At 67.9% G+C, this 23169-nt stretch carries 15 protein-coding genes; 11 read left to right on the forward strand and 4 right to left on the reverse strand.

The window, feature by feature from the left end:
* Positions 1 to 226: 226 nt before the first annotated feature.
* The 3 genes from AMYAL_RS0102160 to AMYAL_RS0102170 all read left to right on the forward strand — a co-directional run bounded on the left by AMYAL_RS0102160 (position 227) and on the right by AMYAL_RS0102170 (position 7124).
* The gene (locus AMYAL_RS0102160) at positions 227 to 5407 is read left to right on the forward strand and encodes a type I polyketide synthase (RefSeq protein WP_020629652.1); all 5181 of its coding nucleotides are present in this window, start codon (positions 227 to 229) and stop codon (positions 5405 to 5407) included.
* A gap of 86 nt (positions 5408 to 5493) precedes the next feature.
* The gene (locus AMYAL_RS0102165; RefSeq protein WP_020629653.1) at positions 5494 to 6132 is read left to right on the forward strand and encodes a GntR family transcriptional regulator; all 639 of its coding nucleotides are present in this window, start codon (positions 5494 to 5496) and stop codon (positions 6130 to 6132) included.
* Complete coding sequence (locus AMYAL_RS0102170; protein WP_020629654.1) at positions 6129 to 7124, forward strand: 1-aminocyclopropane-1-carboxylate deaminase; 996 nt, start codon at positions 6129 to 6131, stop codon at positions 7122 to 7124. Before AMYAL_RS0102165 ends, AMYAL_RS0102170 begins: the two co-directional genes overlap by 4 nt.
* Before the next feature lie 208 nt (positions 7125 to 7332).
* Here AMYAL_RS0102170 and AMYAL_RS0102175 read toward each other — a convergent pair whose 3' ends face one another.
* The 3 genes from AMYAL_RS0102175 to AMYAL_RS0102185 are packed head-to-tail and all read right to left on the reverse strand — an operon-like array spanning position 7333 to position 9415.
* Positions 7333 to 7716 carry a RidA family protein gene (locus AMYAL_RS0102175; protein ID WP_020629655.1) on the reverse strand — a complete coding sequence of 128 codons (384 nt, stop codon included), beginning with the start codon at positions 7714 to 7716 and terminating at the stop codon, positions 7333 to 7335.
* Positions 7713 to 8477, reverse strand: coding sequence for an IclR family transcriptional regulator (locus tag AMYAL_RS0102180; protein WP_020629656.1), 765 nt, complete (start codon positions 8475 to 8477; stop codon positions 7713 to 7715). Before AMYAL_RS0102180 ends, AMYAL_RS0102175 begins: the two co-directional genes overlap by 4 nt.
* Positions 8474 to 9415 (reverse strand): sugar kinase, encoded by a 942-nt coding sequence (locus tag AMYAL_RS0102185; RefSeq protein WP_020629657.1) that lies wholly within the window; start codon positions 9413 to 9415, stop codon positions 8474 to 8476. Before AMYAL_RS0102185 ends, AMYAL_RS0102180 begins: the two co-directional genes overlap by 4 nt.
* A gap of 150 nt (positions 9416 to 9565) precedes the next feature.
* Here AMYAL_RS0102185 and AMYAL_RS0102190 point away from each other — a divergent pair, with 150 nt between their 5' ends.
* Genes AMYAL_RS0102190 through AMYAL_RS0102225 form a run of 8 tightly spaced genes read left to right on the forward strand, consistent with a single transcriptional unit; the run spans position 9566 to position 19578 of the window.
* Positions 9566 to 10870, forward strand: coding sequence for an amino acid deaminase (locus tag AMYAL_RS0102190; protein WP_020629658.1), 1305 nt, complete (start codon positions 9566 to 9568; stop codon positions 10868 to 10870).
* 33 nt (positions 10871 to 10903) lie between these two features.
* Positions 10904 to 12499 (forward strand): N-acyl-D-amino-acid deacylase family protein, encoded by a 1596-nt coding sequence (locus AMYAL_RS0102195; RefSeq protein WP_020629659.1) that lies wholly within the window; start codon positions 10904 to 10906, stop codon positions 12497 to 12499.
* On the forward strand, positions 12496 to 13884 hold the full coding sequence (locus AMYAL_RS0102200; RefSeq protein WP_020629660.1) for a GntP family permease: 1389 nt from the start codon (positions 12496 to 12498) through the stop codon (positions 13882 to 13884). Before AMYAL_RS0102195 ends, AMYAL_RS0102200 begins: the two co-directional genes overlap by 4 nt.
* Positions 13885 to 13911: 27 nt before the next feature.
* Entirely contained in the window at positions 13912 to 15042 is a 1131-nt protein-coding gene (locus AMYAL_RS0102205; protein ID WP_020629661.1) for a lactonase family protein, read from the forward strand.
* A 12-nt stretch (positions 15043 to 15054) separates the two neighbouring features.
* Positions 15055 to 16338, forward strand: coding sequence for an extracellular solute-binding protein (locus AMYAL_RS0102210; protein ID WP_020629662.1), 1284 nt, complete (start codon positions 15055 to 15057; stop codon positions 16336 to 16338).
* The gene (locus AMYAL_RS0102215) at positions 16339 to 17298 is read left to right on the forward strand and encodes a carbohydrate ABC transporter permease (protein ID WP_020629663.1); all 960 of its coding nucleotides are present in this window, start codon (positions 16339 to 16341) and stop codon (positions 17296 to 17298) included.
* Entirely contained in the window at positions 17289 to 18170 is an 882-nt protein-coding gene (locus AMYAL_RS0102220; protein WP_020629664.1) for a carbohydrate ABC transporter permease, read from the forward strand. Before AMYAL_RS0102215 ends, AMYAL_RS0102220 begins: the two co-directional genes overlap by 10 nt.
* A 1-nt stretch (position 18171) precedes the next feature.
* Positions 18172 to 19578 carry a beta-N-acetylhexosaminidase gene (locus tag AMYAL_RS0102225; protein WP_026466667.1) on the forward strand — a complete coding sequence of 469 codons (1407 nt, stop codon included), beginning with the start codon at positions 18172 to 18174 and terminating at the stop codon, positions 19576 to 19578.
* Between the two features lie 56 nt (positions 19579 to 19634).
* Here AMYAL_RS0102225 and AMYAL_RS0102230 read toward each other — a convergent pair whose 3' ends face one another.
* Positions 19635 to 23162: a glycosyltransferase gene (locus tag AMYAL_RS0102230; RefSeq protein ID WP_039793765.1), complete on the reverse strand. Its 3528-nt coding sequence runs from the start codon at positions 23160 to 23162 to the stop codon at positions 19635 to 19637.
* Positions 23163 to 23169: the final 7 nt, after the last annotated feature.

The following is a 23169-nucleotide window of genomic DNA, read 5'->3' on the forward strand; positions in this document are numbered from 1 at the left end:
GTACTCAGCTCTGGCATTCTGTGCGCTTTCGAGATATTTCACCAGTCTTGACCACGGGATCCGTCGAACACGAGAAGTAAACGATTACTGATCAAGTAAACGGTTGCCAGCCCGATTTCACCGCCGCTCATCCTGCGTGTCCAACCGAACTCGGAGCGTCACGCCCGTACACTCCCCTCGATTTTCACCGAGAGTGACTATTGACTACTTTAGGTAGGGGAATTACATGACGGAGCCGATCGCCATTGTCGGAATGGCGGCGCGGGTCCCTGGAGCTTCGAGCGTCGAAGGCCTTTGGGAATTGCTGTGCCGCGGCGGGAACGCGATCAGCGAAGTGCCCCCGGAGCGATTCGCGGTCGACGACTTCTACGCCGCCGAGCCCGCGACGCCGGGCCGGATGATGAGCCGCTACGGCGGCTTCCTCGAAGGCATCGAGGAGTTCGACGCGGAGTTCTTCGGGATCTCGCCGCGCGAGGCCGAATGCATGGACCCGCAACAGCGGTTGCTGATGGAGGTCGCCTGGGAGGCGTTCGAGGACGCCGGCCTGACACTGGACGGCGTCTCCGCGCTCAACGCCTCCGTGCTGATGGGCGTGATCACGAGCGACTACTGGGACCGGCAGGCGCACCGGCTGGAAGACCTTGACGTGCACACCGTCGGCGGGAGCACGCGAGGCGGCAACGCCGGCCGGATCTCCTACGCGCTGAACCTGCGCGGGCTGAGCGTGGCCGTCGACGCGGCGTGCTCGTCCTCGCTGGTCGGCGTTCACCTGGCAGTGCGGTCGCTGCGCGCGGGCGACTGCGATGTCGCCTTCGCGGGCGGGGTCAACATGATCCTCAACCCGGATCACGCGATCGGCTTCTCCCAGGGCCGGATGATGGCGCCGGACGGCCAGTGCAAGGCCTTCGACGCGCGGGCCGACGGCTACGTCCGCAGTGAAGGCGCCGCGGTGGTCGCGCTCAAGCTGCTTTCGCGCGCCCTCGAAGACGGCGATCGCGTCCACGCGGTGATCAGGGGCAGCGCGGCGAGCAACGACGGGCACGGCGAGACGTTCATGGCGCCGCAGGTCGACGGTCAGAGCGCGGGGCTGCGCGCGGCGTACGCCGATGCCGCCCTCGATCCGGGCAGCGTCGGCTACGTGGAAGCGCACGGCACCGGTACGAGCGTCGGCGACCCGGTGGAAATCGGGGCGCTACAAGCGGTTCTGGGGCAGGCCCGGCCGCCCGGCAGCCCGCTGCTGGTCGGTTCGGTCAAGACGAACATCGGGCACACCGAAGGCGCCGCCGGGGCCGTCGGGCTCATCAAGGCCGCGTTGTGCGTCCGGAACGGCTTCATCCCTGGCAGTCTCAACTTCGAGACGCCGAGCCCGGCCATCCCCTGGTCCGACATCAACGTCGAGGTCGCCGCAAAGCCGGTGCACTGGTTCGAGGAGAACGGGCCCCGGCGCGCGGGGGTGAGCAGCTTCGGCATCACCGGCACGAACGTCCACGTCGTGCTGGAGGAACCACCGGCCACGGAGACCTCCCCCGCCGGGCCCGCTGACCGCCCGGCCCTCCTTACTCTGTCCGCGCGGGCGGAAGCGGCGCTGCCCCACCTCGCCGGCGCGTATCGCGACCTGATGTCCCACAAGGACTTCCCGCTCGCGGACGTGGCGTACTCCGCCGCCGTCCGCCGGACTCATCACGCCCAGCGGCTCGCGATCGTCGCTTCCTCGGCCGAGGAAGCGGCGGAACGGCTCGACGCCTACGCCCGCGGCGCCTACACCGAAGGCGTCGTCACAGGTGACGCCGAAGACGATCTGGACGCCGCCCACCCGTCCGCGTGGGTCTTCCCCGGCCAGGGTGGCCAGTGGCTGGGCATGGGCAGCGACCTCGTGGCGAGCGATCCGGTCTTCGCCGGGAAGATCTCCGCCTGCGAGGTCGCGATGGCGCCGTACGTCGACTGGTCGCTGACCGAACAGCTCGGCGCGTCGCCGGAGGAATCCCTGCTGGCCCGGATCGACGTCGCCCAGCCGGTGATCTTCGCGGTCCAGGTCGCGCTGGCCGCGATGTGGCGAGACCGGGGAATGGCCCCGGACGTGGTGATCGGGCACTCGATGGGCGAGGTCGCGGCCGCCCATGTCGCGGGGATCCTCGATCTCGGCGACGCCGCGATGCTGATCTGCCGTCGGAGCCGCCTGTTGCGCATCGTCAGCGGTCAGGGCGTGATGATCGCCGTCGACCTTTCCCCCGCCGAGGCGGAGAAGCTGGTGGCCGGAAGGACCGGCGTGTCACTCGCGGTGGCGAACGGCCCCGCGTCGAGTGTCCTGGCAGGCGGTGAATCCGCGATCGCGGAGATCCTCGCGGACCTCGAAGCGCGGGACGTGTCCTGGCGCCGGGTCAAGGTCGACGTCGCCTCGCACAGCCCTCAGATGGATCCGCTGCGCGCCGAGCTGCTCGAACTGCTGGCCCCGCTGAAGCCCAGGGCGGGACATACTCCGCTGCGTTCGACGGTGAACGGGAAGATCATCGACGGCACCACGATGGGCCCCGCGTACTGGATGGACAACCTGCGGGAACCGGTCCGGTTCGGCGACGTCGTCCAGGGCCTCGCGAAAGAGGGCGTCGACACCTTCGTGGAGTTCAGCCCGCATCCGCTGCTGGGTTCGTCCGTACGGCAGAACCTGGACCACGTCGGCAGGCCCGGCGTCGTCGTGGGCACCATGGCACGGGACTGTGGCGGGGAGACCACGCTGCTCCAGGCGATCGCGGAGCTGTACGTCGCCGGGAGGGCCATCCCGTTCGAGCGCCTCAGCGGAACCGGCCGGTACGTACCGCTTCCCCGCTATCCGTGGCAACGCGAACGGTACTGGCGGGACGAGCTGAGCCTGCCCGACGCGGAGGCGGCGAGCGCGCTCGCCACGACCACCGCGGTCCCGGCGCATCCGATGATCGGCACCTATCTCCGGCTGGCCCCCGGCGACGCCTACGTGTGGGACGTCGAGCTGGACCTGAACCGGTTGCGGTACCTGGCCGAGCACCGCGTGCACGACATCCCCGTCCTGCCCGGCGCCGCGTACCACGAACTCGCCCTCGCGACCGGGACGCAGCTCCACGGCGCCACCCCGTTCGCCGTGCGCGACCTGCGCCTGGAGCGCGCGTTGTTCCTTTCCGCCGAAACCCCGGCGCGCCTGCAGATCCGCTGCACGCGGGAAACCCAGGGCGTGTACGGCTGGAAGTGCTACACCTACGACGGCGAATGGCTGCTGCTGGCGACCGCCGTCCTCTACGCCGAGCCCGAGCGGGCCGCGCCGGCCGCGGTGAACCGCCCGGATCCGGCGCTTTTCCCCGGCACCGTGGACATCGCGCGGCACTACGCGGCGTCCGCCGCCCGCGGGATCGTGCAGACAGGTCCTTTCCGGACACTCACCTCGCTGCGCCGTTCGGAGAACCGGATCCTGGCCGAGTTCTCGGTGGATCCGTCGATCGCCGGTGACCTCGGGAAGCACGTTCTGCACCCGGCGTTGCTGGACTGCGCGTTGCAGCCGCTGATGTCCCTGCTCCTCGGCGAGGACGTCGCCCACGACACCTACCTTCCCGTCGGCACGGCACGGTTCCACGGCCGGGGCGTCCCCACTCCTGGCGCGTCGCTGTGGTGCGCGGTCACCCGGACCTCGCCCGAGGGCGAGACCGACCTCGTCCGCGGCGACTACGTGATCGGCGACAGCACCGGACGGCATCTGCTCACCATCGAGGACTTCCGGCTGAAGCGGCTCGGCGGTGATCTGCCCGAACTGTTCGAGCAACGGGCCCGCGAACTCCGCTACGACCTGAGCTGGGTGCCGCTCGAACCGTGTGCTCGCCGCGCTCTCGACGGACGTGTACTCGTCCTCGGCGACGAGGACGCCGTTCGCGCCGAATTCGCCAGCCAAGGCGTCGAGGCGGTCTCGGCGACCTCGGGGTGGAAGGAGGTGCTGGAGACCGGTGATTTCGGGACCGTGCTCTACGCGCACTCCGGCGACAGTGTCGACGAGGCCGTCGTCGCGCTGGAACTCGTCCAGTCGCTCTCGGCGCTGCCCTCGCCGCCCAGGCTGTGGTTCGTCACCCGGAGCGCGCAGGCCGTGACCGACGGGGCTTCCGTCGATCCGGCGCACACCGCGTTGTGGGGGCTGGGGCGCGTCGTGCGCTACGAGATCCCGGATCTGCGGTGTTCCCTGATCGACTTGCCGAAGGAGTCGTCGCCGTCCGACCTGACCGCGCTGTGCGCCGAGATCTCCGCGAACGGCGCGGAGGACGAGATCGCCCTGCGCGACGGCGTCCGCCACGCCGCCCGGTTGACCCGTGGGCACCTGCCCGAGCAGAGCCGGACCCCGGTGCGGGCCGACGCGACCTACCTGATCACCGGCGGGCTCGGTGGCGTCGGTCTGCTCACCGCGCGCTGGCTGGTCGCCCAGGGCGCCCGGCATCTCGTGCTGACCGGGCGGAACGCTCCCGACGAGGCGGTCAAGGAACAACTGGACACCCTGACCGCGGGTGGGGCCGTGGTCAGGACCGTCCGTGCCGACGTGGCCGACCACGACCGGATGGCCGAGGTGTTCGCCGAGATCGACGGAACCATGCCTCCGCTGCGAGGTGTGGTGCACTCGGCGGTGGTGCTCGACGACGGCATCCTCACCCAGCTCACTCCCGAGCGCTTTCTCTCCGTGATGCCGCCGAAGGTCACCGGGGCCTGGAACCTGCACCTGCTCACCCGTGAGCGGGAGCTGGACTTCTTCGTCCTGTACTCGTCGGCGGCTTCGCTGATCGGCTCGCCCGGTCAGTCGAACTACGCCGTGGCCAACGCCTTCGTGGACGGTCTCGCCCACCATCGCCACGCCGAAGGGTTGCCCGCACTCGGCGTGAACTGGGGTCAGTGGACCGCCACCGGCCGGGTCGCCAAGGCCGATCACGACCTCCGGCTCGACGATCGCGGTTTCAAGGGGTTCGCCCCAGCTGACGGGCTGGCACTACTCGGAAGGTTGCTGGGCGGTTCCCAGGCACAGACGGCGGTCATGTCGTTCGACCCGGCGGTGTGGGCCAAGGACTTCCCCGCGCTGCGCACCGGCTCTCTGCTGCGCGACTTCGACACGGCGCCGGAGCGGCCCGCCTCCGGGATCGACCTCGTGGCCTTGGAGGACGACGGCTCCGCGCAGGCCGCCGTCTCCGCTTATCTGTGCGGTCAGGTCGCGACCGTGGTCAAGGCGCGGCCGGACAAGGTCCAGGGTGCCCAGCGCCTGAACCGGCTCGGCATCGACTCGCTGATGGCTGTCCAGTTGCGCAACCGGATCACCGAAGATCTGGGAGCCGCGCTGCCGGTCGCCGTCTTCCTGCAGCGACGGACGATCGACCAGCTCGCGGAACTCGTCCTCACCACCCTCCACGAGAGCTGACCGGACGGGCCGGGTACTTCGGGTGAAGTGCCCGGCCCCTGTTCCTTTCCGGCGCACCAGCAGCTAACATTTCAGATGTGAGTGGGTTGGCGAAGGTGCCGAGGTCTCTCCTCAGGGACGAGGCCTACGAGAACATCCGCCGGGCGATCATCGACGGGACACTGCCGCCGGGGACGAACCTGCGCGACGGCGACCTCGCCGACCAGCTGGGTCTCTCCCGTGCGCCGGTGCGCCAAGCGTTGCTCCGTCTCGTTGAGGACGGTCTCGTCGAGTCGAAGCCGCAGAGCTACACGCGCGTGGCCGGCTTCGTTCCCGACGATGTCCGCGACGCGCTCCAGCTCGTGCGCGCGCTGCACGAGTTCGCCGTCCGCGCGGGCGCGCCGCGGATGGGGCCCGCCGAGGTCGCGGCGATGCGCGCGGCCAACACCCGGTTCGCCGACGCGATCGCCGCCGGGGACATCGCGGCCGCGATCGCCGCCGACGACGAGCTCCACGACGTCCCGGTGGCCGCCGCGCGCAACCGGGCCATCGCCGCGACGCTGGCCCGCTACACCCCGCTGCTCCGACGTCTCGAATACGCCCGCTTCGGCTCCCTGCCCGCGCACCGGTCGGTCCAGCGTCACACGGAACTGGCCGACGCCATCGAAGCGGGCGACGTCGACGCGGCCTGCGCGATCACCGCCACGATCTGGACCGAACTCGAAACCCTCCTGGAGACGCCATGACCCTCGCCGGCTTCCCGCGCTACCCGCTGCTGCTCGGCCCCTCCCCCGTCCACCCGCTCGAACGGCTCACAGCCCATCTCGGCGGCGCGCAGGTCTGGGCGAAACGCGAGGACGTCAACTCCGGGATCGCGTTCGGCGGCAACAAGACCCGGAAGCTCGAATACCTGGTCGCCGACGCGCTCGCCTCGGGCGCGGACACGCTGATCTCGATCGGCGGCGTGCAGTCGAACCACACCCGCCAGGTCGCCGCGGCGGCCGCGCGCGCCGGGCTCAAGGCCGTGCTGGTGCAGGAGAGCTGGGTCGACTGGAACGACCCGCTGTACGACAAGGTGGGCAACATCCAGCTTTCGCGCATCCTCGGCGCGGACATCCGGATGGTCGAGGCCGGATTCGGTGTCGGCTTCAAGGAAAGCTGGGAGAACGCGGTCAAGGAGATCGAAGACGGCGGCGGGAAGCCGTACGCGATCCCGGCGGGCGGGTCGGATCACCGCCTCGGCGGGCTCGGTTTCGCGAACTGGATCGTCGAACTCGAAGCGCAGGAGGCCGAGCTCGGCGTCTTCTTCGACACGGTGGTCGTCTGCTCGGTCACCGGCAGCACGCAGGCCGGGATGGTCGCCGGGGCCGCGCTGTCGGGCAAGCCGCGGCGGATCCTCGGCATCGACGGGTCGGCGAAACCGGCCGAGACCCGTGACCAGATCACCCGTATCGCGCGGGCGACCGCGGAGCTGATCGGCGCGGGCGAGATCAAGGAAGTCGAACTGGACGAGCGCTACCACGCCGGGATCTACGGCATCCCGGACGAGTCCACTTTGGACGCGATCCGGACGCTGGCGCGACTGGAGGGTGTCCTCACCGATCCGGTGTACGAGGGCAAGTCGATGGCGGGGCTGATCGACCTGATCGCGCGCGGTGAAATCTCGCGGGACTCGAACGTGCTCTTCGCGCACCTGGGCGGGCAGCCCGCGCTGAACGGGTACACGAGCGTGCTCTAGCGGGGGCTGCCGCCCTGGCCCTGCTGCCGGAAGTCGGCGACGGAGGTGTCGCGAAAGCCACTTTCGCGACGTCTGATGTCCCGAAAGTGGCTTTCGCGACATCTCTCCGACGGGCGGAGGGCGCACTCGGCGGCCACCCAGCCGAACGCTATGAACGGTCCGTTCCTTGCGAAATTTGCAAGGAACGGACCGTTCATGGCACGCGGGATCAGTCCACCACGGCCAGGACGTCGATCTCCACCAGCAGTCCGGCGGGCAGGCCGACGTACACGGTGGTGCGGGCCGGGTGCGGGGCCTCGCCGATCAGCTTGTTGTAGACCTCGTTGAACACGCCGAAGTGGTCGACGTCGGTCAGGTACACGCGCACCATCACCGCGTCCGCCAGGCTCGACCCGGCGGCCTCGAGCACCGCTTCGATGTTCTTGAAGGTCTGCTCGGTCTGCTCGCCGACGGTCTCGCCGACGATGGCGCCGGTGGCCGGGTCGAAGGCGACCTGGCCGGCCACCTGCAGGATGTTGCCCTTGCGGACCGCCTGCGAGAACGCGGCCACCGGCTTCGGCGCGTTCTCCGTGCTGATCGCGGTCTTGCTCATTCCAACTTCCCCTTTCGGTTCCCCGTCCATCCACTGTGGACGGAAGCTTCTTCGGTGGCGGCGAGGAGCTCGGGCACGAGCCCCATCAGGCCGTCGTAGTCCAGCAGGACCTTCGGCACCGATATCGACGCGGCCGCGAGCACGACGCCGCCAGGGCCGCGGACCGGCGCGGCGATGCAGTGGATGAAGTCCTCGTGCTCGGCGTTGTCCACCGCGTAGCCGCGGTCGGCGACGAGCGCGAGTTCCTGCCCGTAGGCCTCGGGCGTGGTGATCGTGTTCGGGGTGCGGACGAAGAAGTCGATCCTCGACACCACGTCCGCCTGCTTCTCCGGCGTCATCGCCGCGACGAGCACCTTGCCGACCGCGGTGCAGTGCAGCGGCGCGCGTTTCCCGATGCGGGAGTACATCCGCACCGAATGCCTGCCCTCGAACTTGTCGATGTAGACGACCTCTCCGTCCTCGTAGGACGCGAGGTGGATGGTGTGCCCGGTGCGCGAGTTGAGCCCGGCGAGCGCCGATTGCGCGGTGCGGCGGACGTCGCGGTCCTCCAGCGCCTGCTGCGCGAGGTCGAACAGCGCGCTGCCCAGCCGGTAGTACCGCTGCCCTTCCCGGCGCACGAAATGGTGCGTCTCCAGGGTGCGCAGCAACCGCAGCACGGTCGACTTGTGCACGCCGATCTCCTCGGCGAGCTGGTCGAGGGTCTTCGGCTCGCGGGCGAGCCCGCTCAGCAGCGTGAGCGCCCTGTCCAGGCTCTGACTCATCCGCCCACCAATCCCTTGTCCGTCAGCTTCGCCGCCGCCCATGCTGCCTCATCCGCCCCGAGGAGCGTTTCGACGACGGATTCGGGCAGCGGCGTCCCCACGTCGTCGTGGGTCAGCAGGGTGGCGGCGGCCTGCAGGTGCCCGCGCCGCAGCCGGGTCGCGGGGGCGTCGCCGCGCAGGGTGGCGGCGAGGAAGCCGGCCGCGAAAGCGTCACCGGCGCCGACCGGCTCGACGACGTCGACCTGGAGCGCGGGCGAGAACAGGGGCGCCGCGTCGCCGTCGATCAGGGTCACCCCGCGTTCGCCGTGCTTGACGACCAGCGTCTTCGGACCGGGCAGCGCGGCGCGCAGCCGTTCCGGGTCGCCGGTCCCCCACACCCGTTCGGCCTCGTCTTCTCCGGCGAGCACGATGTCGGCCCGCGCCGCCAGTTCGGCCAGAATCGAAGGATCTCGTCCGGTCCACAGCGCGGGCCGGAAGTTCACGTCGAACGACACCAGCGTGTCGCCGCGCGGGCGTTCCATCAGGGCGCGCACCAGGTCGAGGCAGCCGTCCGAGAGCGCGGGTGTGATCCCGGACAGATGGATGACGCGCACCCCGTCGAGATCGAGTTTCCCCAGCAGCCCGGCGTCCATTCCGGACGCCGCCGAACCCTTGCGGTAGTAGCGCACGGGACTGCCCTGAGCGCCGCTTTCCTTGATGTAGAGCCCGGTCGGGCGCGTCGGATCGACCATGACCGCGCTGACGTCCACCCCCGCCGCCGCGATCTCGCGCACCAGCGCGCGGCCGAACGGATCGTCCCCGACGGCACTCACCCAGGCACTGGCGAAACCCAGCGCCGGGAGATGGCAGGCGACGTTCGACTCGGCCCCGCCGATGGTCCGTACCCACTTCCGTACCTCGTCGGGCGGCCCGGATTCGGCCGGTACGAACAAGGCCATCGACTCCCCGATGCACAAAACGTGGGGCGCGCTTGTCACCTTCGCGTCTCCTAGTCGTCACGCCGTTGACCTCTAGCGGACCGGATGCTACACCTATCCCACGCAATATGCGCAACGTCCGTTGCAACATACGCAACCGAGGTGAACCCCATGTTCGAAGCCGGCACCATCGATTCCGCCGCGGTCGCGGCCGTCCGGGAGGAACGCGTCGACTGGCGCTTCCGCTCGGTCGCGCCTTCGCTGTCCGGTCTCACGATCGGCGAAGCCGCCTCTCGCGGCGCGAAGCTGTTCGACGACGGCTTCCTCGGCCCGTTCGTGGTCCTCGACGAAGAGGCCGTCGAGCACAACCTGCGCACGATGGCCGACTGGTGCGCCACGCGTGGTGTCGCGCTGGCGCCGCACGGCAAGACGACGATGGCGCCGCAGCTGTTCGAGCGGCAGCTCCAGCACGGTTCCTGGGGCATCACCTGCGCGAACGCCGGGCACCTGCGCATCTACCGGGCGTTCGGGGTCTCCCGGATCCTGCTGGCGAACCAGCTGCTCGACCCGTCCGGGCTGAAGTGGCTCGCCGCGGAACTCGACGCCGACGACGACTTCGAGTTCGTCTGCTGGGTCGACTCGGTCCGCGGTGTCGAGCTGATGACCGAAGCCCTGCGCGGGGCCCGCCGCAAGGTGGACGTCCTCGTCGAACTGGGTGCCGAGGGTGGCCGCACCGGTGTCCGCGACACCGGAACCGCGCTCGCCGTGGCCGAAGCCGCCCACGCGAGCCCGGCCCTGCGGCTACGCGGATCCGGCGGCTACGAGGGCGCGCTCTCCCACCATACCGACGAGAAGTCGCTGCAGCTGATCAGTTCCTATGTGGACGGTCTGCGCGAACTCGTCTTCGCCTTCCACGACAAGGGCCTGCTCGACGACGCCGGTCAGATCATCGTCACCGGCGGCGGCAGCGCGTACTTCGACCGCGTCGCCGACGAACTCACCAAGGACTGGGGCGGCCTGGACGTCCTGCCGATCCTGCGCAGCGGCGCGTACGTGACCCACGACGACGGCTTCTACCGTGTGATCTCCCCGCTGGGCGAGCATCCGCGCATCGGCGGCGTCGCCTCGTTCCGTCCCGCGCTGCGCGCCTGGGCGCAGGTCACGTCGAAGCCGACGGACGAACTCGCCCTGCTCACCATCGGCAAACGGGACGCCTCCTTCGACGAAGGCATGCCCGAACCGCGCCTGATCCGCAAAGGCGACGGACAGGCGTCCGCGCTCGAAGGTCATTCCATCCAGAAGATGAACGACCAGCACGCCTTCCTCACCCTGCCCGCGTCGTCCCCGGTCGAGGTCGGCGACTGGATCGCCCTCGGTCTGTCCCATCCCTGCACCGTCTTCGACAAGTGGCCCCTCATCCCGGTCGTCGGCCCCGACGGCGAGACCGTGCTCGATTTCGTCCGCACGCATTTCTGATCCGTCCTCCACCGCCGCAGAGGAAGAATCATCATGGACATCGTTGTCCGCTCCGCACTGGTCGCCGACGGCACCGGGGATCCGCTCACCAGGCACGACGTGGGCATCTCCGGTGGCAGGATCGCCAGTGTCGCCGAACCCGGCTCGCTCGCGGGCCGCCGCACCATCGACGCCGAAGGACTCGTGCTCGCGCCAGGGTTCATCGACATGCACTCGCATTCCGATCTCCAGCTGCTCGCCAATCCGGATCACATCGCGAAGCTCTCCCAAGGCGTCACCACCGAGGTCCTCGGACAGGACGGGCTCTCCTACGCGCCCGTGAACGACGACGTCCTCGCGTCACTGCGCCAGCAGCTCGCCGGGTGGAACGACGACCCGGCAGGCTTCGACTGGAACTGGCGCTCGGTCGGCGAGTACCTCGACCGGCTCGACGCCGGGGTCGCGGTCAACGCGGCCTACCTGGTGCCGCAGGGCACCGTCCGCATGCTCACCGTCGGCTGGGAAGACCGGCCAGCCACCGAGGCCGAGATGAACGCGATGAAGGAACTCATCGCGACCGGTCTCGCCGAGGGCGCGATGGGCATGTCGTCCGGGCTCACCTACACACCGGGCATGTACGCGACGACCGAAGAACTCGTCGAGCTGTGCCGGGTCGTCGGCGAACGCGGTGGTTTCTACAGCCCGCACCACCGCAGCTACGGCAAGGGCGCGCTGGAGGCGTTCGGCGAGATGGTCGACGTCTCCCGCCGCTCCGGCTGCCCGCTGCACCTCGCGCACGCCACGATGAACTTCTCGGTGAACAAGGGCAAGGCGGGAAATCTGCTGGAGCTGCTCGACCAGGCACTCGACGACGGCTGCGACATCACGCTCGACACCTATCCCTACCTTCCCGGCGCCACCTACCTTTCCGCGCTGCTCCCGAGCTGGTCCACCGAAGGCGGGCTCGACGCCACCCTGGCCCGGCTGTCCGATGTGGACACCCGCGAACGGATCCGCGCCGAGATCGAGGAGACCGGCTCGGACGGCGCGCACGGCGTGCCGATCGACTGGGAGGCCATCGAGATCAACGGTGTCCGCCGGGACGAGAACTCCCACCTCGTCGGGCATTCCGTGGCCGCGTCGGCTCAGCGAGCCGGGAAGCCGGCCGCGGAGCTGTACTTCGACGTCCTGCTGTCGGAGAAGCTCGGCACGTCCTGCCTGATGCACGTCGGGCACGAGGAGAACGTCCAGGCGATCATGCGGCACCGGACGCACACCGGGGGCAGTGACGGCCTCCTCGTCGGCGCGCGGCCGCATCCGCGTGCCTGGGGAACGTTCCCGCGCTACCTCGCGCGCTACGTCCGCGAGCTCGGCGTCCTGGACCTCGCCGAATGCGTCTCCCACCTCACCGGCCGCGCGGCGCAGCGCCTGCGGCTGACCGACCGGGGTCTCGTCCGCGCCGGATACGCGGCCGACCTCGTGCTGTTCGACCCGGAAACCGTCGCCGACACCGCCACGTTCGACGAGCCGCGGCAGCAGGCCGCCGGTATCCCCCATGTCTTCGTCAACGGTGTCGCCGCCATCGACGATGGTCAACCGACCGGCGCCCTCGCCGGCCATTCACTGCGGAACCCCTGGAGTGCCCGATGATCGACTGGCTCCAACATTCGACGGGAGGTCTCCTGACCCTCGCCGCCGTCTCGATCGCGGTGTTGTTGTTCCTCATCATCAAAGTCAAACTCGAGCCCTTCATCGCGCTGATCGTGGTCGGCCTGCTGACCGCGCTGGCCGCGGGCCTGCCGGTCGGGCAGATCGTCGGCTCCGCGCAGAAGGCATCGGATTCCTTGCTGGAGAAGGGTTTCGGCGGGATTCTCGGCCATATCGCCGCGATCATCGGGCTCGGCACCATCCTCGGGTCCATTTTGGAGCGTTCCGGCGGGGCGAAGGTGCTCACCGGCGCGCTGCTACGGGCGATCGGCGAGAAACGGGCCCCGCTGGCGATGGGTCTCGCGGGCTTCGTCTTCGGCATCCCGGTCTTCTTCGACATCGGCATCTTCGTGCTGGCACCGCTGGTCTACGTCGCCGCCAAACAGGGCGGCCGTTCGCTGGTGCTGTACGCGTTGCCCCTGCTCGCCGGTCTCTCGATCACGCACGCGTTCCTTCCGCCGCACCCCGGCCCGGTGACCGCGGCGGGCCTGCTGCACGTGGAACTCGGCTGGATCATCCTGATGGGCCTGGTCTGCGGTATCCCGGCGTTCCTCATCGGCGGCGTGGCGTACTCGACCTGGATCGGCAAGCGCATCGACGTGCCGGTTCCCGCGGAATTCCTCGTCGCCGAGGAAGAGGGTGAGAAGGAGGAGAACCCGCCGTCGCTCAAGCTGGTGGTGGCGATCATCGCGGTCCCGCTGGTGCTGATCCTCGCCGGGACCTTCGGCAGCATCTGGCTTCCCAAGAACTCCGCGCCCGCCGGTGTCGCCGCGTTCATCGGTACCCCGGCGGTCGCGCTGACGATCTCGGTGCTGCTCGCGTCGTGGCTGCTGGGCCTGCGCCGCGGCTTGACGGGCAAGGATTTGAGCGAGCTTTCGGCGAAGTCGCTCCGCCCGGTCGCGATGATCCTGCTGGTGGTCGGCGCCGGCGCGTTCTTCGGCGCCGTGCTGTCCGCGACCGGTATCGGCAAGGCCGTCGCGGGTTCGCTGGACAACGCCGGTCTGCCGGTCATCCTGGCGGCCTACGTCATCAGTTGCGGAATGCGGATCGCGCAGGGTTCGGCGACGGTCGCGATCGTGACCACGAGCGGTATCGTCGCGCCGACGGTGGCGACTCTCGGCTACTCACAGATCCAGCTCGCGCTGCTGGTCGTGGCGATTTCCGCCGGGTCGATCATCGCGTCGCACGTGAACGACGGCGGCTTCTGGATCATCTCGCGGTATTTCAACATGACGGTGCCGCAGACCCTGAAAACCTGGACCGTCTTGGAAACCGTCCTTTCCGTTTCCGGTTTCGGCGTGGCAGCATTGCTCATGGCAGTGGTTTAAACCACCTGAAAGCTGGGAGAGATCACGATGACCGGACTCGATCGACGCACCTTCCTCGGCGCCGTCGGAGCGGCTGGACTCACCACCGTTCTCGGTTCCCACCTCGCGAACGCCTCCGAACAGACCTGCGGACCGAAGGGAACCGGGGCCATCTACATCAGCAGCTACACCAGTTCCGGGCACGGACTCGATGTCGCTCACCGGGACGCGACCACGAACGCGCTGGTCGTCGACCGGACGATTCCGGGAGTCAGCAACGCTTCCTGGTTCGACATCAGTGCCGACCGCAAGACGCTTTACGTGACCAATGAGGACGAGAACGGCCAGATCTCCGCTCTCAGCCTCGCCGATCCGGCGAAACCCAAGCTGCTCAACAAGAAGTCGGCGAAGGGCCAGCACCCGACGCATCTGAGCGTCCACTCGAGCCAGAAGTACGTGCTGGCCGCGAACTACAGCAGCGGCAGCGTCGTCGTGCTCCCGATCCTCGCGGGCGGGAAACTCGGCGACGTCGTCGATCTGGCCCAGCACAAGGGCGCCGAACGAGCCGCGCACGCGCACCAGGTGGTCAACGATCCCACCGGCAAGTGGGTGCTCTCGGTCGACCTCGGCGCGGATTCGGTCTACGTCTACAAACTCGACGTCGCCACCGGGAAACTGAAGCTGAACCAGCAGCTGAAGCTCCCGTCGGGCGCCGGGCCGCGTCACCTCGCCTTCCACCCGAATGGCAAGTACGCGTACATCCTCGGCGAGCTGCGGGCCGAGGTGACCATCGCGGCGTGGGACCCGGCGACCGGGAAACTGACCGCCGGACAGGTCGTCAAGGCCGTTCCGGCCGGCACTCCCGGCGAGCAGTATCCGGGCGAGATCACCACGTCCAAGGACGGCAAGTTCGTCTACGCGTCCGTGCGCGGTTCCGACACGATCGCGTCGTTCGGCGTCGGCGAGGACGGGAAGTCCTTGAAGCTGCTGAACAACACACCCGTGGGTGGCGTCTACCCGCGTCACCTCACCCTGGATCCGACCGAAAGCTGGTTCTACGTTTCCAGCGACAAGTCCGGCACGCTGAGCTGGCTGCCGCGTGATCCCGCCACCGGTCTCCCTGGGGCCGTCGCCGGAAAGCTGGCGCTCCCCCAGGTCAATTCCGTCTTTTTCGCATAAGGAGAAAATTTCATGAGAACTCGCGTCCTCATCGCGGGCCTCGCGGCGGTCGGCCTCGTCGCGGGCTGCGCGCCGGCCCAGAACACCCCCGCCGCGAGCGGCGGCGACGAGAAGTCCGGCACGGTCCGGGTCTGGCTGTTCGACGAAGCCAACCGCGCGCCGAAGGAAGCCGCGGTCAAGGAGGCGATCGCCGAGTTCAAGGCGGCGCATTCGGGTGTCGAGGTCGACGTCCAGTGGATCCCGGTGGAAGGCCGCGCGGACAAGTTCTCCGGCGCCTTCAACGACCCGGCCAGCGCGCCGGACGTCGCCGAGTTCGGCAACACCGACGTCTCCAGCTACGCCGCCACGGGCGCGCTGGCCGACCTGACCGGCGACCTGTCGTCGTGGAAGGAAGGCGCCGACATCCTGCCCGCGGTCCTGGAGACGGCGAAGTCCGGCGGCAAGACCTACGGGCTTCCCTGGTTCACCGGCATCCGCGCCTTGTACTACCGCACGGACCTCTTCGCCGAACTCGGCCTCAAGCCGCCTGCCACGCTGGCGGAACTGACCGAGACCGCGAAGACGATCCGCGCCAAGAAGCCGGAGCTGTACGGCATCTCCGTCGGTGGCAAGTACACCTACGCGATGCTGCCGTTCCTGTGGGCGCACGGCGGCGAGATCGCCAAGCAGGACGGCGACAAGTGGAAGTCCACTCTGGACTCCGAGCAGGCCAAGGCAGGCGTGACGACGTACGCGAACCTGCTGAAGGCGGACATCTGCCCGCCGGAGCAGTGCGCCAACCTCACCGGGACGCAGAGCATCACGGCGTTCGCGGGCGGCAAGGCCGGTATGTCGATCGGCGGTGACTTCAACCGCAAGGCCGTCGAAGCCGGTCAGGTGAAGGGCAAGTACGCGATCATCCCGATCCCCGGCACCGAGGCGGGGAAGATCGCCCCGGCGTTCGCGGGCGGCAACCTGCTCGGCGTGTTCAACGCGACCAAGCGCAAGAGCCTCGCGGTCGAGTTCACCGAGCTGCTCGGTGGCGCCAAGTACCAGGAGAAGATGTACGTCGCCATGGGCAACCTGCCCACGCTCGGCAGTGTCCAGCAGAAGCTCGCCGCGAGCGACCCGTCGGTCAAGCCGTTCGTCGACACGCTCACCGCCGGCACGAAGTTCGTCCCCGCCACCGCGGCGTGGTCGAAGATCGACGCGCAGAACGTGCTGCCGACCGCGATCCAGCAGATCGCGACCGGCGGCAAGGACCCCGCGGCCGCGCTCGCGACCGCGTCCGCCGAGATGAACAAGGCGTTCGGCTAAGTGGTCACCAAGGAAATCCCCCGCACCACGGCTCCGGCCGTCCCGGCACGGCGGTCCCCCCGCCGTCGCCGGGACGGGCGGGCCGCCCTGCTCTACCTGGCGCCCGGCGGCATCCTGCTGCTCGCGATGCTGGTGTACCCGATCTACCAGCTCGTCCTGATCTCGTTCTACGACTACGGCCAGCCGCAGGCGGTCGGCAACGCGCCACTGGTGTTCCTGGGCTTCCAGAACTACCTCGACCTGCTGGAGAACCTCCAGTTCTGGGAGGTACTGGCCAAGACCCTCGGCTTCACCGCGGTCTGCGTCGTCGGCAGCCTGGCGCTGGGGACAGGGCTCGCCGTGCTGGCGACCCGTGTCCGCGCCTGGGCGCGGGTCCCGCTGTTCCTCGCGGCGCTGGCCGCCTGGGCGACACCGGCGATGGCGGGCTCGTACGTCTGGCTGTTCCTGTTCGACGCGGACTTCGGCCTGGTGAACGAGGTGCTTTCGGGCCTCGGGTTCACCGGGATGGCGAACCACTCCTGGACGTTCGACACTTACAGCACGTTCGGGCTGGTGGCCGCCGAGGTCATCTGGTGCTCGTTCCCGTTCGTCATGGTGACCATGTACGCGGGGCTCAAGGGCGTGCCGGAGGAGGTCATCGAGGCCGCGTATCTCGACGGCGCGTCGACCTGGCGCACCACATGGTCGATCACGCTGCCGATGGTGCGGCCGCTGCTGACCATCGCCACCATCCAGTCGATCATCTGGGACTTCAAGATCTTCACCCAGATCTACGTGATGACCAACGGCGGCGGCGTGGCCGGGCGCAACCTCGTGCTCAACGTCTTCGCCTATCAACAGGCCTTCGCCGGACAGGAATACGGTCTCGGCGCGGCGCTCGGAGTCGTGATGACCTTGCTGCTGCTGTCCATCACCGGGCTGTACGTCCGGTCGCAACGCCGGAGCGCGGGATGGGTGTGATCACGGCTCCCGCCCGGCGTCCCCGCCGGGTCAAGAAGCCGGGCAGGCTGATCGCCGAGATCATCTGCGTGGTGATCGCGGGAATGGTCGCGTTCCCGGTGTACTGGATGGTGCTTTCGGCGTTCAAGCCGACCGGGCAGATCCAATCGGACAACCCCCGCCCCTGGACGCTGACGCCGACCCTGGAGCACTTCGAACGGGTGCTCAGCGGCGAGGGCTTCGCGCTGTTCTTCCTGAACAGCGTGATCGTGGCCGTCGTGGTGGTGGCGCTGTCGCTGCTGCTGTCGTTCCTTTCGGCGGTCGCGCTGACCAGGTTCAACTTCAAGGGCAGGACCGTCCTGCTGGTGATGGTGCTGGTGGCGCAGATGGTGCCGGTCGAGGCGCTGACCATTCCGCTGTTCTTCCTGATGCGGTCGGTCGGCGACGTCGCTCCCGCGTTCGGCACCAACCACCTCGGCTCGCTGATCCTGGTGCATCTGGCGTTCAGCCTGCCGTTCGCGATCTGGATGCTGCGCGGGTTCGTCGCCGCGGTGCCGCAGGAGCTGGAAGAGGCGTCGAAGATCGACGGGGCGAGCCGGATGCGGTTCACCTGGCAGATCCTCTTCCCGCTGGTGGCGCCGGGGCTGGTGGCGATCAGTGTGCTCGCGTTCATCCACGCCTGGAACGACTTCCTGTTCGCCAAGACGTTCATCATCTCCAACACCGAGAATCAGACGCTCCCGCTGGCGATCCTGGTGTTCTTCAAACCGGAGGACACCGACTGGGGCGCGGTGATGGCGGGTTCGACCCTGATGACCATCCCGGTGCTGGTGTTCTTCATTCTCGTGCAACGACGACTCGTGTCCGTCATGGGCGGCGCGGTGAAGGGCTGACATGCCTGGCTTCGAAACTCTGCTCCCCCGTCCCGTCTCGGTGGAACCGCTGCCGGGACAGTGTTCTGCACCGTCCGAAGTGGACGTGCGTAGCGACGACCTCCTGCCTGCCGAGGGCTACCGGCTGGAGATCGACCCGTCCGGCGTGACCCTGCACGCGGCCGACGCGGCGGGCGAGTTCTACGGCCGCCAGACGCTCCGGCAGCTCATCGGGCCGGACGCGTTCCGGGCGGCGTCGATCCACAGTGGACAGCAGACGATCCCCTGCGGTGTGGTCACCGACCACCCGAGGTTCGGCTGGCGCGGGACACTGCTCGACGTGGCGAGGAACTTCCGGACCAAGGCCGAGGTGCTGCGGTTCGTCGACCTGATCGCCGCGCACAAGCTCAACGTGCTCAACCTGCACCTGACCGACGACCAGGGCTGGCGGATCGAGATCCCCGAGTTCCCCAGGCTCACCGAGGTCGGCGGCTGGCGGAAGTCGTCCATGGTCGGGCGGCACGACGGACCGGAGCGCGACGGGCGTCCGCACGGCGGCTTCTACTCGGCCGACGACCTCCGCGAGATCGTCGCGTACGCCGCCGCGCGTGCGGTGACGGTCGTCCCGGAGGTCGACATCCCAGGGCATGCGCGGGCCGCGATCGCCGCCTATCCCGAACTCGGCCCGGAGACCACCGAACCGTGGGAGGTGTGGACGAGCTGGGGCATCAGCACGTCACTGCTGAACACGGAAAAGTCCACTGTGGACTTCTTCAAACGCGTCTTCGACCACGTGCTGGACATCTTCCCGTCCGAGGTCATCGCCCTCGGCGGCGACGAGGTTCCCGGCGCGACCGAGGAACACGGCTGGTTCGTCCGCGAGATCGCCCGGCACCTGGTCGAACGAGGACGTCGTCCGCTCGGCTGGGACGAGGTGCTCGAAGCGGGCGACCTGCCGCCGATGGTCATCGGCTCATGGCAGAGCGAGGCGGCGGGCGCGCGAGCCGCGGCCGCCGGTCACGACGTCGTCATGTGTCCCGAGGACCACATCTACTTGGACCACCGGCAGTCCGATCATCCCGACGAGCCGATTCCCGTCGGGTATCTGAGCACGTTGGAGAGCTTCTACGGCTACGAGCCGGTGCCCGCCGATTTCCCCGAGGGGAAGACGATTCTCGGGGCGCAGGCGCAGGTGTGGTCGGAGCATCTCGACACCGTGCGGCGGGTGGACTACGTCGCCTTCCCGCGACTGGCCGCTTTCGCCGAGGTGGCGTGGAGCGACCCCGCGGGGCGGGACTACGCGGAGTTCCTGCCGCGCCTGCGGGATCACCACCTGCCGCGGCTGGACGCGCTGGGCGTCGAGTACCGGCCGCTCGACGGGCCGCACCCGTGGCAGACACGGCCTGGGGTTCCCGGACGACCGCGGTAGCTGGTCCGAAAAGAACATCGGGTGGGCCGCCGTCAAAGGTGGCCCACCCGACTCCTTCATCCTCCGTTGTCGTAGCGAAGCTCTTGCATCGCTTTCAGAAGCATGTCGGCGGCCATCGCCCAAGTTCGCCTCTCCGCCATCTCCTCACGCAGCAGCCTCGCCATCCCGAAAGAAGGCTTCGGATTGGCAAGGACAGCCGCGATCGCGTCCCCCCACCGCAACGTGTCCTTGTACTCCTCTTCCGTGACCGGGATCAGCTTGTTCGACAGATCCACAGACAGCTCGGATTGTTCCTCGGCGAGCAGAAGGCCCAACCCGCTTCGCTTGCTGATCAGCGTCGGTACTCCCAGCTTGATCGCCTCCAGCCCGACCAGCCCGAACCCCTCGGAGCGGGAAGGCATGATGACGACGTTCGCACGATGCAAGTCCTGCCGCAAAGCCTCTCTGTCCGGAGAGTACGGTCGTGGAACCACCCGCAGGGAATCATTCCCGGCCCAGGATTTGACTTCGCGGATCAGACGCTCGGAGTCTCCTTTCTCGGCCCCGCGAAGCACCAGTTCGACTTCAGGCTCATTCGCTCCTCGCTGCGACAGCACATGTCCCAGAGCCCTGGCCGCAATGTCGACGCCCTTGATCCGCGCTTCCTGATGCCCTAGCCGTCCCATCAGAAGTACGCGAACCGTGTCGCTGAGCACCGGCGTTTCCGCTATGTCGTCGGAGACATCGAATCCGGGATCGAGTCGCAACACCTCCGGACCTCCGGAACCACGTAGATGGTCCCGCAGGTTGTTGCTCAGTGCTGGCCCGACCCCGATCGCCAGATGCGCCTTCTTCGCGATCTCGATCTCATGCCTGCTGCGCTCGTCGGCCTGGGCGGCCGGATCTCCGTCCATTCTCCGTTTGTCGACTTCGACTCGATCGGAGACAACATGCAGGAAATGCAGGAGCTTGGCGTCCCGATAGTGGTCTTCTACCAGCCACAAGGCGGCTTCGCCGGTCTTACGACCGTGCCCGATGACGAAGTCAGGGGTGATCGGTGAAGAGACGACCGGCGGCCGGGACAACGCGCTTTCCGGCGCTCCCAACGCGGCGGGTGGATGTACCAGATGGACACCTGCCGCAGCCGCGTCGTTCCGCTCCTCGTCACTCGCACTCGGTACCGAGCAGAACACCTCCGCGCCTTTCCCGGCAAGTGCTTTGCAGAGCTCACGGTTGATGGTGCTGATACCGCCGCCGTGCCCCGAGGCCCACTCGGTGTTGACCGCCAGTACACGAACCCGCCCAGGGTCAACGACCGTCACCTCAGGTCGAGGTTCGTGCTTTAGCGGCTCTTCGTGGCCCTGCTCCACCTGAGCCTTCTGCTCGCCCCTCAGCCGCTCGACGTCAGCGACCGCACCGACTTCGTTATACAGAGCGATCGCCGCCGCGCGATGCGCGTCGGCGTCGACCAGACGATCTTGAGCAGCAGCCGCTCGGCCGAGGCCCTCATAGGCAACCGCCTCCTCTCGCTGCGCTTTACCCGATCGAGCACGGTCTATCGCATTCCGGTAGTGATTCGCCGACGCATCGAATTCACCCAAGAGCAATTCCGTTTCAGCGAGATGAGAAATGAGCTGCGCAACATCACCGTCACGAAAGAGAAGTTCCATGTAATCATCCAGCACCTTCTCGAAGTTCACCTTCGCAGCAGCGAGCCCACCAAGCCGAAGCTCGCAACGCGCGATGCAATCAAGGGCAATCGCCGCATTCGATCGCAGCGCCTGATCACGATAGAAAGCCCAAGCGCGCCGGGACAGGTCCAGCGCCTGACCGAAGTCACCTCGCTCATATGCGAGCCAGGCCCGGTTCGCCCCGACATTCATCTCGCCGAAACGGTCATCGGCGGCGGAGAACTCCAACTGGGCACGCGAGTACAGCTCCATCGCCTCATCCTTGTGGCCGAGCTGCATACTGGCCAGGCCGAGGTTGTTGAGGACGATAGCAATTGCACGATGGTCACCGGTACGCGTCGCCGCCTCCATGGCCTGCCCATAGCAAGCCGTCATCAATTCCCACTGCTTGGTGGCATAAAAATAACCCCGAAGGCAATAAGCGAACTGCCAGCAGACCATGTCATGACGCCGCGATGCCATCTCCTGAAGCAACGGAAGGAAGTTATCCACTTCGCTTTCCATCCACTTTCCAGCCGAATAGGCGTCCGGAAACAACGGAGTCTCCACAGCCGGAGAAACCAGATCGAGCTCCAGCCGATAACGATGCTCGTCAATATGGGAATCCGCCGCGGCGGCGGCATGCAGGAAATATTCGAATAGTCTTTCTCTTGCCGAATCCTCCTCCGGACCGGACAGCAATTCAGCATCTGGACGACGCAGGTGATCCCGTAACACATCGTGCACGCGGTACGCGCTATGGGAATGCCGTTCGAGCATCCCGGCCCTGATCAGCTCGTCCAAGAGGCTCTCGGCCGCGGCAGGTGAGATTCCCGCCATCGCCCCGGCCGCCCACGCGTCCACTCGAGGGCCTGGATGCGCCGCCATGAGCTGCAGCATCGCCAGTTGCGCGTCGGACAGCGTGGCGCAAGAAGCCTCGAGCACCGCGGTCACGCTTCGCAACCCGTCGGTGAGCTCCTGGTGACGAGCCGCTTGATCGGCGAGACGAGCGGCCACATCTTCCAGCCGCCGGGCTGGATTGTCCCGGAAGCGCGATGCGACGATGCACACCGCGAGGGGAAGCCGGTAGCACATCTCGGTGATCTTCCGGACGACCGCCGGATCGCCCCTTTCGGTCGTCCCCAGTTCGGCGACCGAGGTGAACAAGGCCATCGCGGCTGCAGGCTCCAGCGCCCGGACATGCTGGTGCAAAGCCGCGTCCAAGACGGTCAGTGGCTGGCGGCTGGTGATGACGACCGCAGACCTGCCGTTGGGTGGTCTCAAAGCATGCACCTGCTGAGCACTCGAGACGTTGTCGAGCATCACCAGGACTCGGCGGCCGGCTAGCTTCTGCCGGAGAAGAGCGGTCCGATCCCCCTCAGTCGATGGCACCAGCTCACCGGGCACACCCAACCGTCGCAGTACACGGACGAGCGCCTCGTCCCTTCCCAAGGGATGGCTGTCCGGGTTGTAGCCCTGCATATCGAGGTAGATGCAGCCGTCCGGGTAGTCATGATGGAGCCGCTCGGCAACCCATAAACCGATCGCCGTCTTGCCGACACCGGCCATGCCGTAGAGCACGCAAACACGCGGCAAGCGGCTCGGCTCGGCGGGACTGAGATGCTGCTCGAGTGTCCTCGCCTCAACGTCGCGACCGATCAGCTGGCGCGGCCCGGCCGGCAAGTCGCACGGTGGTTCGATACGGGCACGCCGTTCATCGACCGCCAGAACAGCGGCCGCGCGCGCCAACTCGTTACCGGTTCCCAGGACGCGATCGCAAGCAGCGGCGAACGTGGTCGTCGGTGGTGCTGCTCCGTGCTCTACGCGACTTATCTGCGCCTTGCTGTAGTGGATCTGGTCCCCGAACGCTTTCAAGGACAAGCCGGCGCCAGTGCGCAGCTCCTGCACTCTCACCCCGAAGGCTTTTCGGTCCACCGCTGTC

This window comes from Amycolatopsis alba DSM 44262 (genome assembly GCF_000384215.1).
GTDB classification, from domain to species: domain Bacteria; phylum Actinomycetota; class Actinomycetes; order Mycobacteriales; family Pseudonocardiaceae; genus Amycolatopsis; species Amycolatopsis alba.

Bases quoted from the DNA above. Each gene is read 5' to 3' on its own strand.
- AMYAL_RS0102160 (WP_020629652.1), top strand. From the start codon at position 227: ATGACGGAGCCGATCGCCATTGTCGGAATGGCGGCGCGGGTCCCTGGA.
- AMYAL_RS0102170 (WP_020629654.1), top strand. From the start codon at position 6,129: ATGACCCTCGCCGGCTTCCCGCGCTACCCGCTGCTGCTCGGCCCCTCC.
- AMYAL_RS0102175 (WP_020629655.1), bottom strand. From the start codon at position 7,716: ATGAGCAAGACCGCGATCAGCACGGAGAACGCGCCGAAGCCGGTGGCC.
- AMYAL_RS0102180 (WP_020629656.1), bottom strand. From the start codon at position 8,477: ATGAGTCAGAGCCTGGACAGGGCGCTCACGCTGCTGAGCGGGCTCGCC.
- AMYAL_RS0102185 (WP_020629657.1), bottom strand. From the start codon at position 9,415: ATGGCCTTGTTCGTACCGGCCGAATCCGGGCCGCCCGACGAGGTACGG.
- AMYAL_RS0102190 (WP_020629658.1), top strand. From the start codon at position 9,566: ATGTTCGAAGCCGGCACCATCGATTCCGCCGCGGTCGCGGCCGTCCGG.
- AMYAL_RS0102195 (WP_020629659.1), top strand. From the start codon at position 10,904: ATGGACATCGTTGTCCGCTCCGCACTGGTCGCCGACGGCACCGGGGAT.
- AMYAL_RS0102200 (WP_020629660.1), top strand. From the start codon at position 12,496: ATGATCGACTGGCTCCAACATTCGACGGGAGGTCTCCTGACCCTCGCC.
- AMYAL_RS0102205 (WP_020629661.1), top strand. From the start codon at position 13,912: ATGACCGGACTCGATCGACGCACCTTCCTCGGCGCCGTCGGAGCGGCT.
- AMYAL_RS0102210 (WP_020629662.1), top strand. From the start codon at position 15,055: ATGAGAACTCGCGTCCTCATCGCGGGCCTCGCGGCGGTCGGCCTCGTC.
- AMYAL_RS0102220 (WP_020629664.1), top strand. From the start codon at position 17,289: ATGGGTGTGATCACGGCTCCCGCCCGGCGTCCCCGCCGGGTCAAGAAG.
- AMYAL_RS0102225 (WP_026466667.1), top strand. From the start codon at position 18,172: ATGCCTGGCTTCGAAACTCTGCTCCCCCGTCCCGTCTCGGTGGAACCG.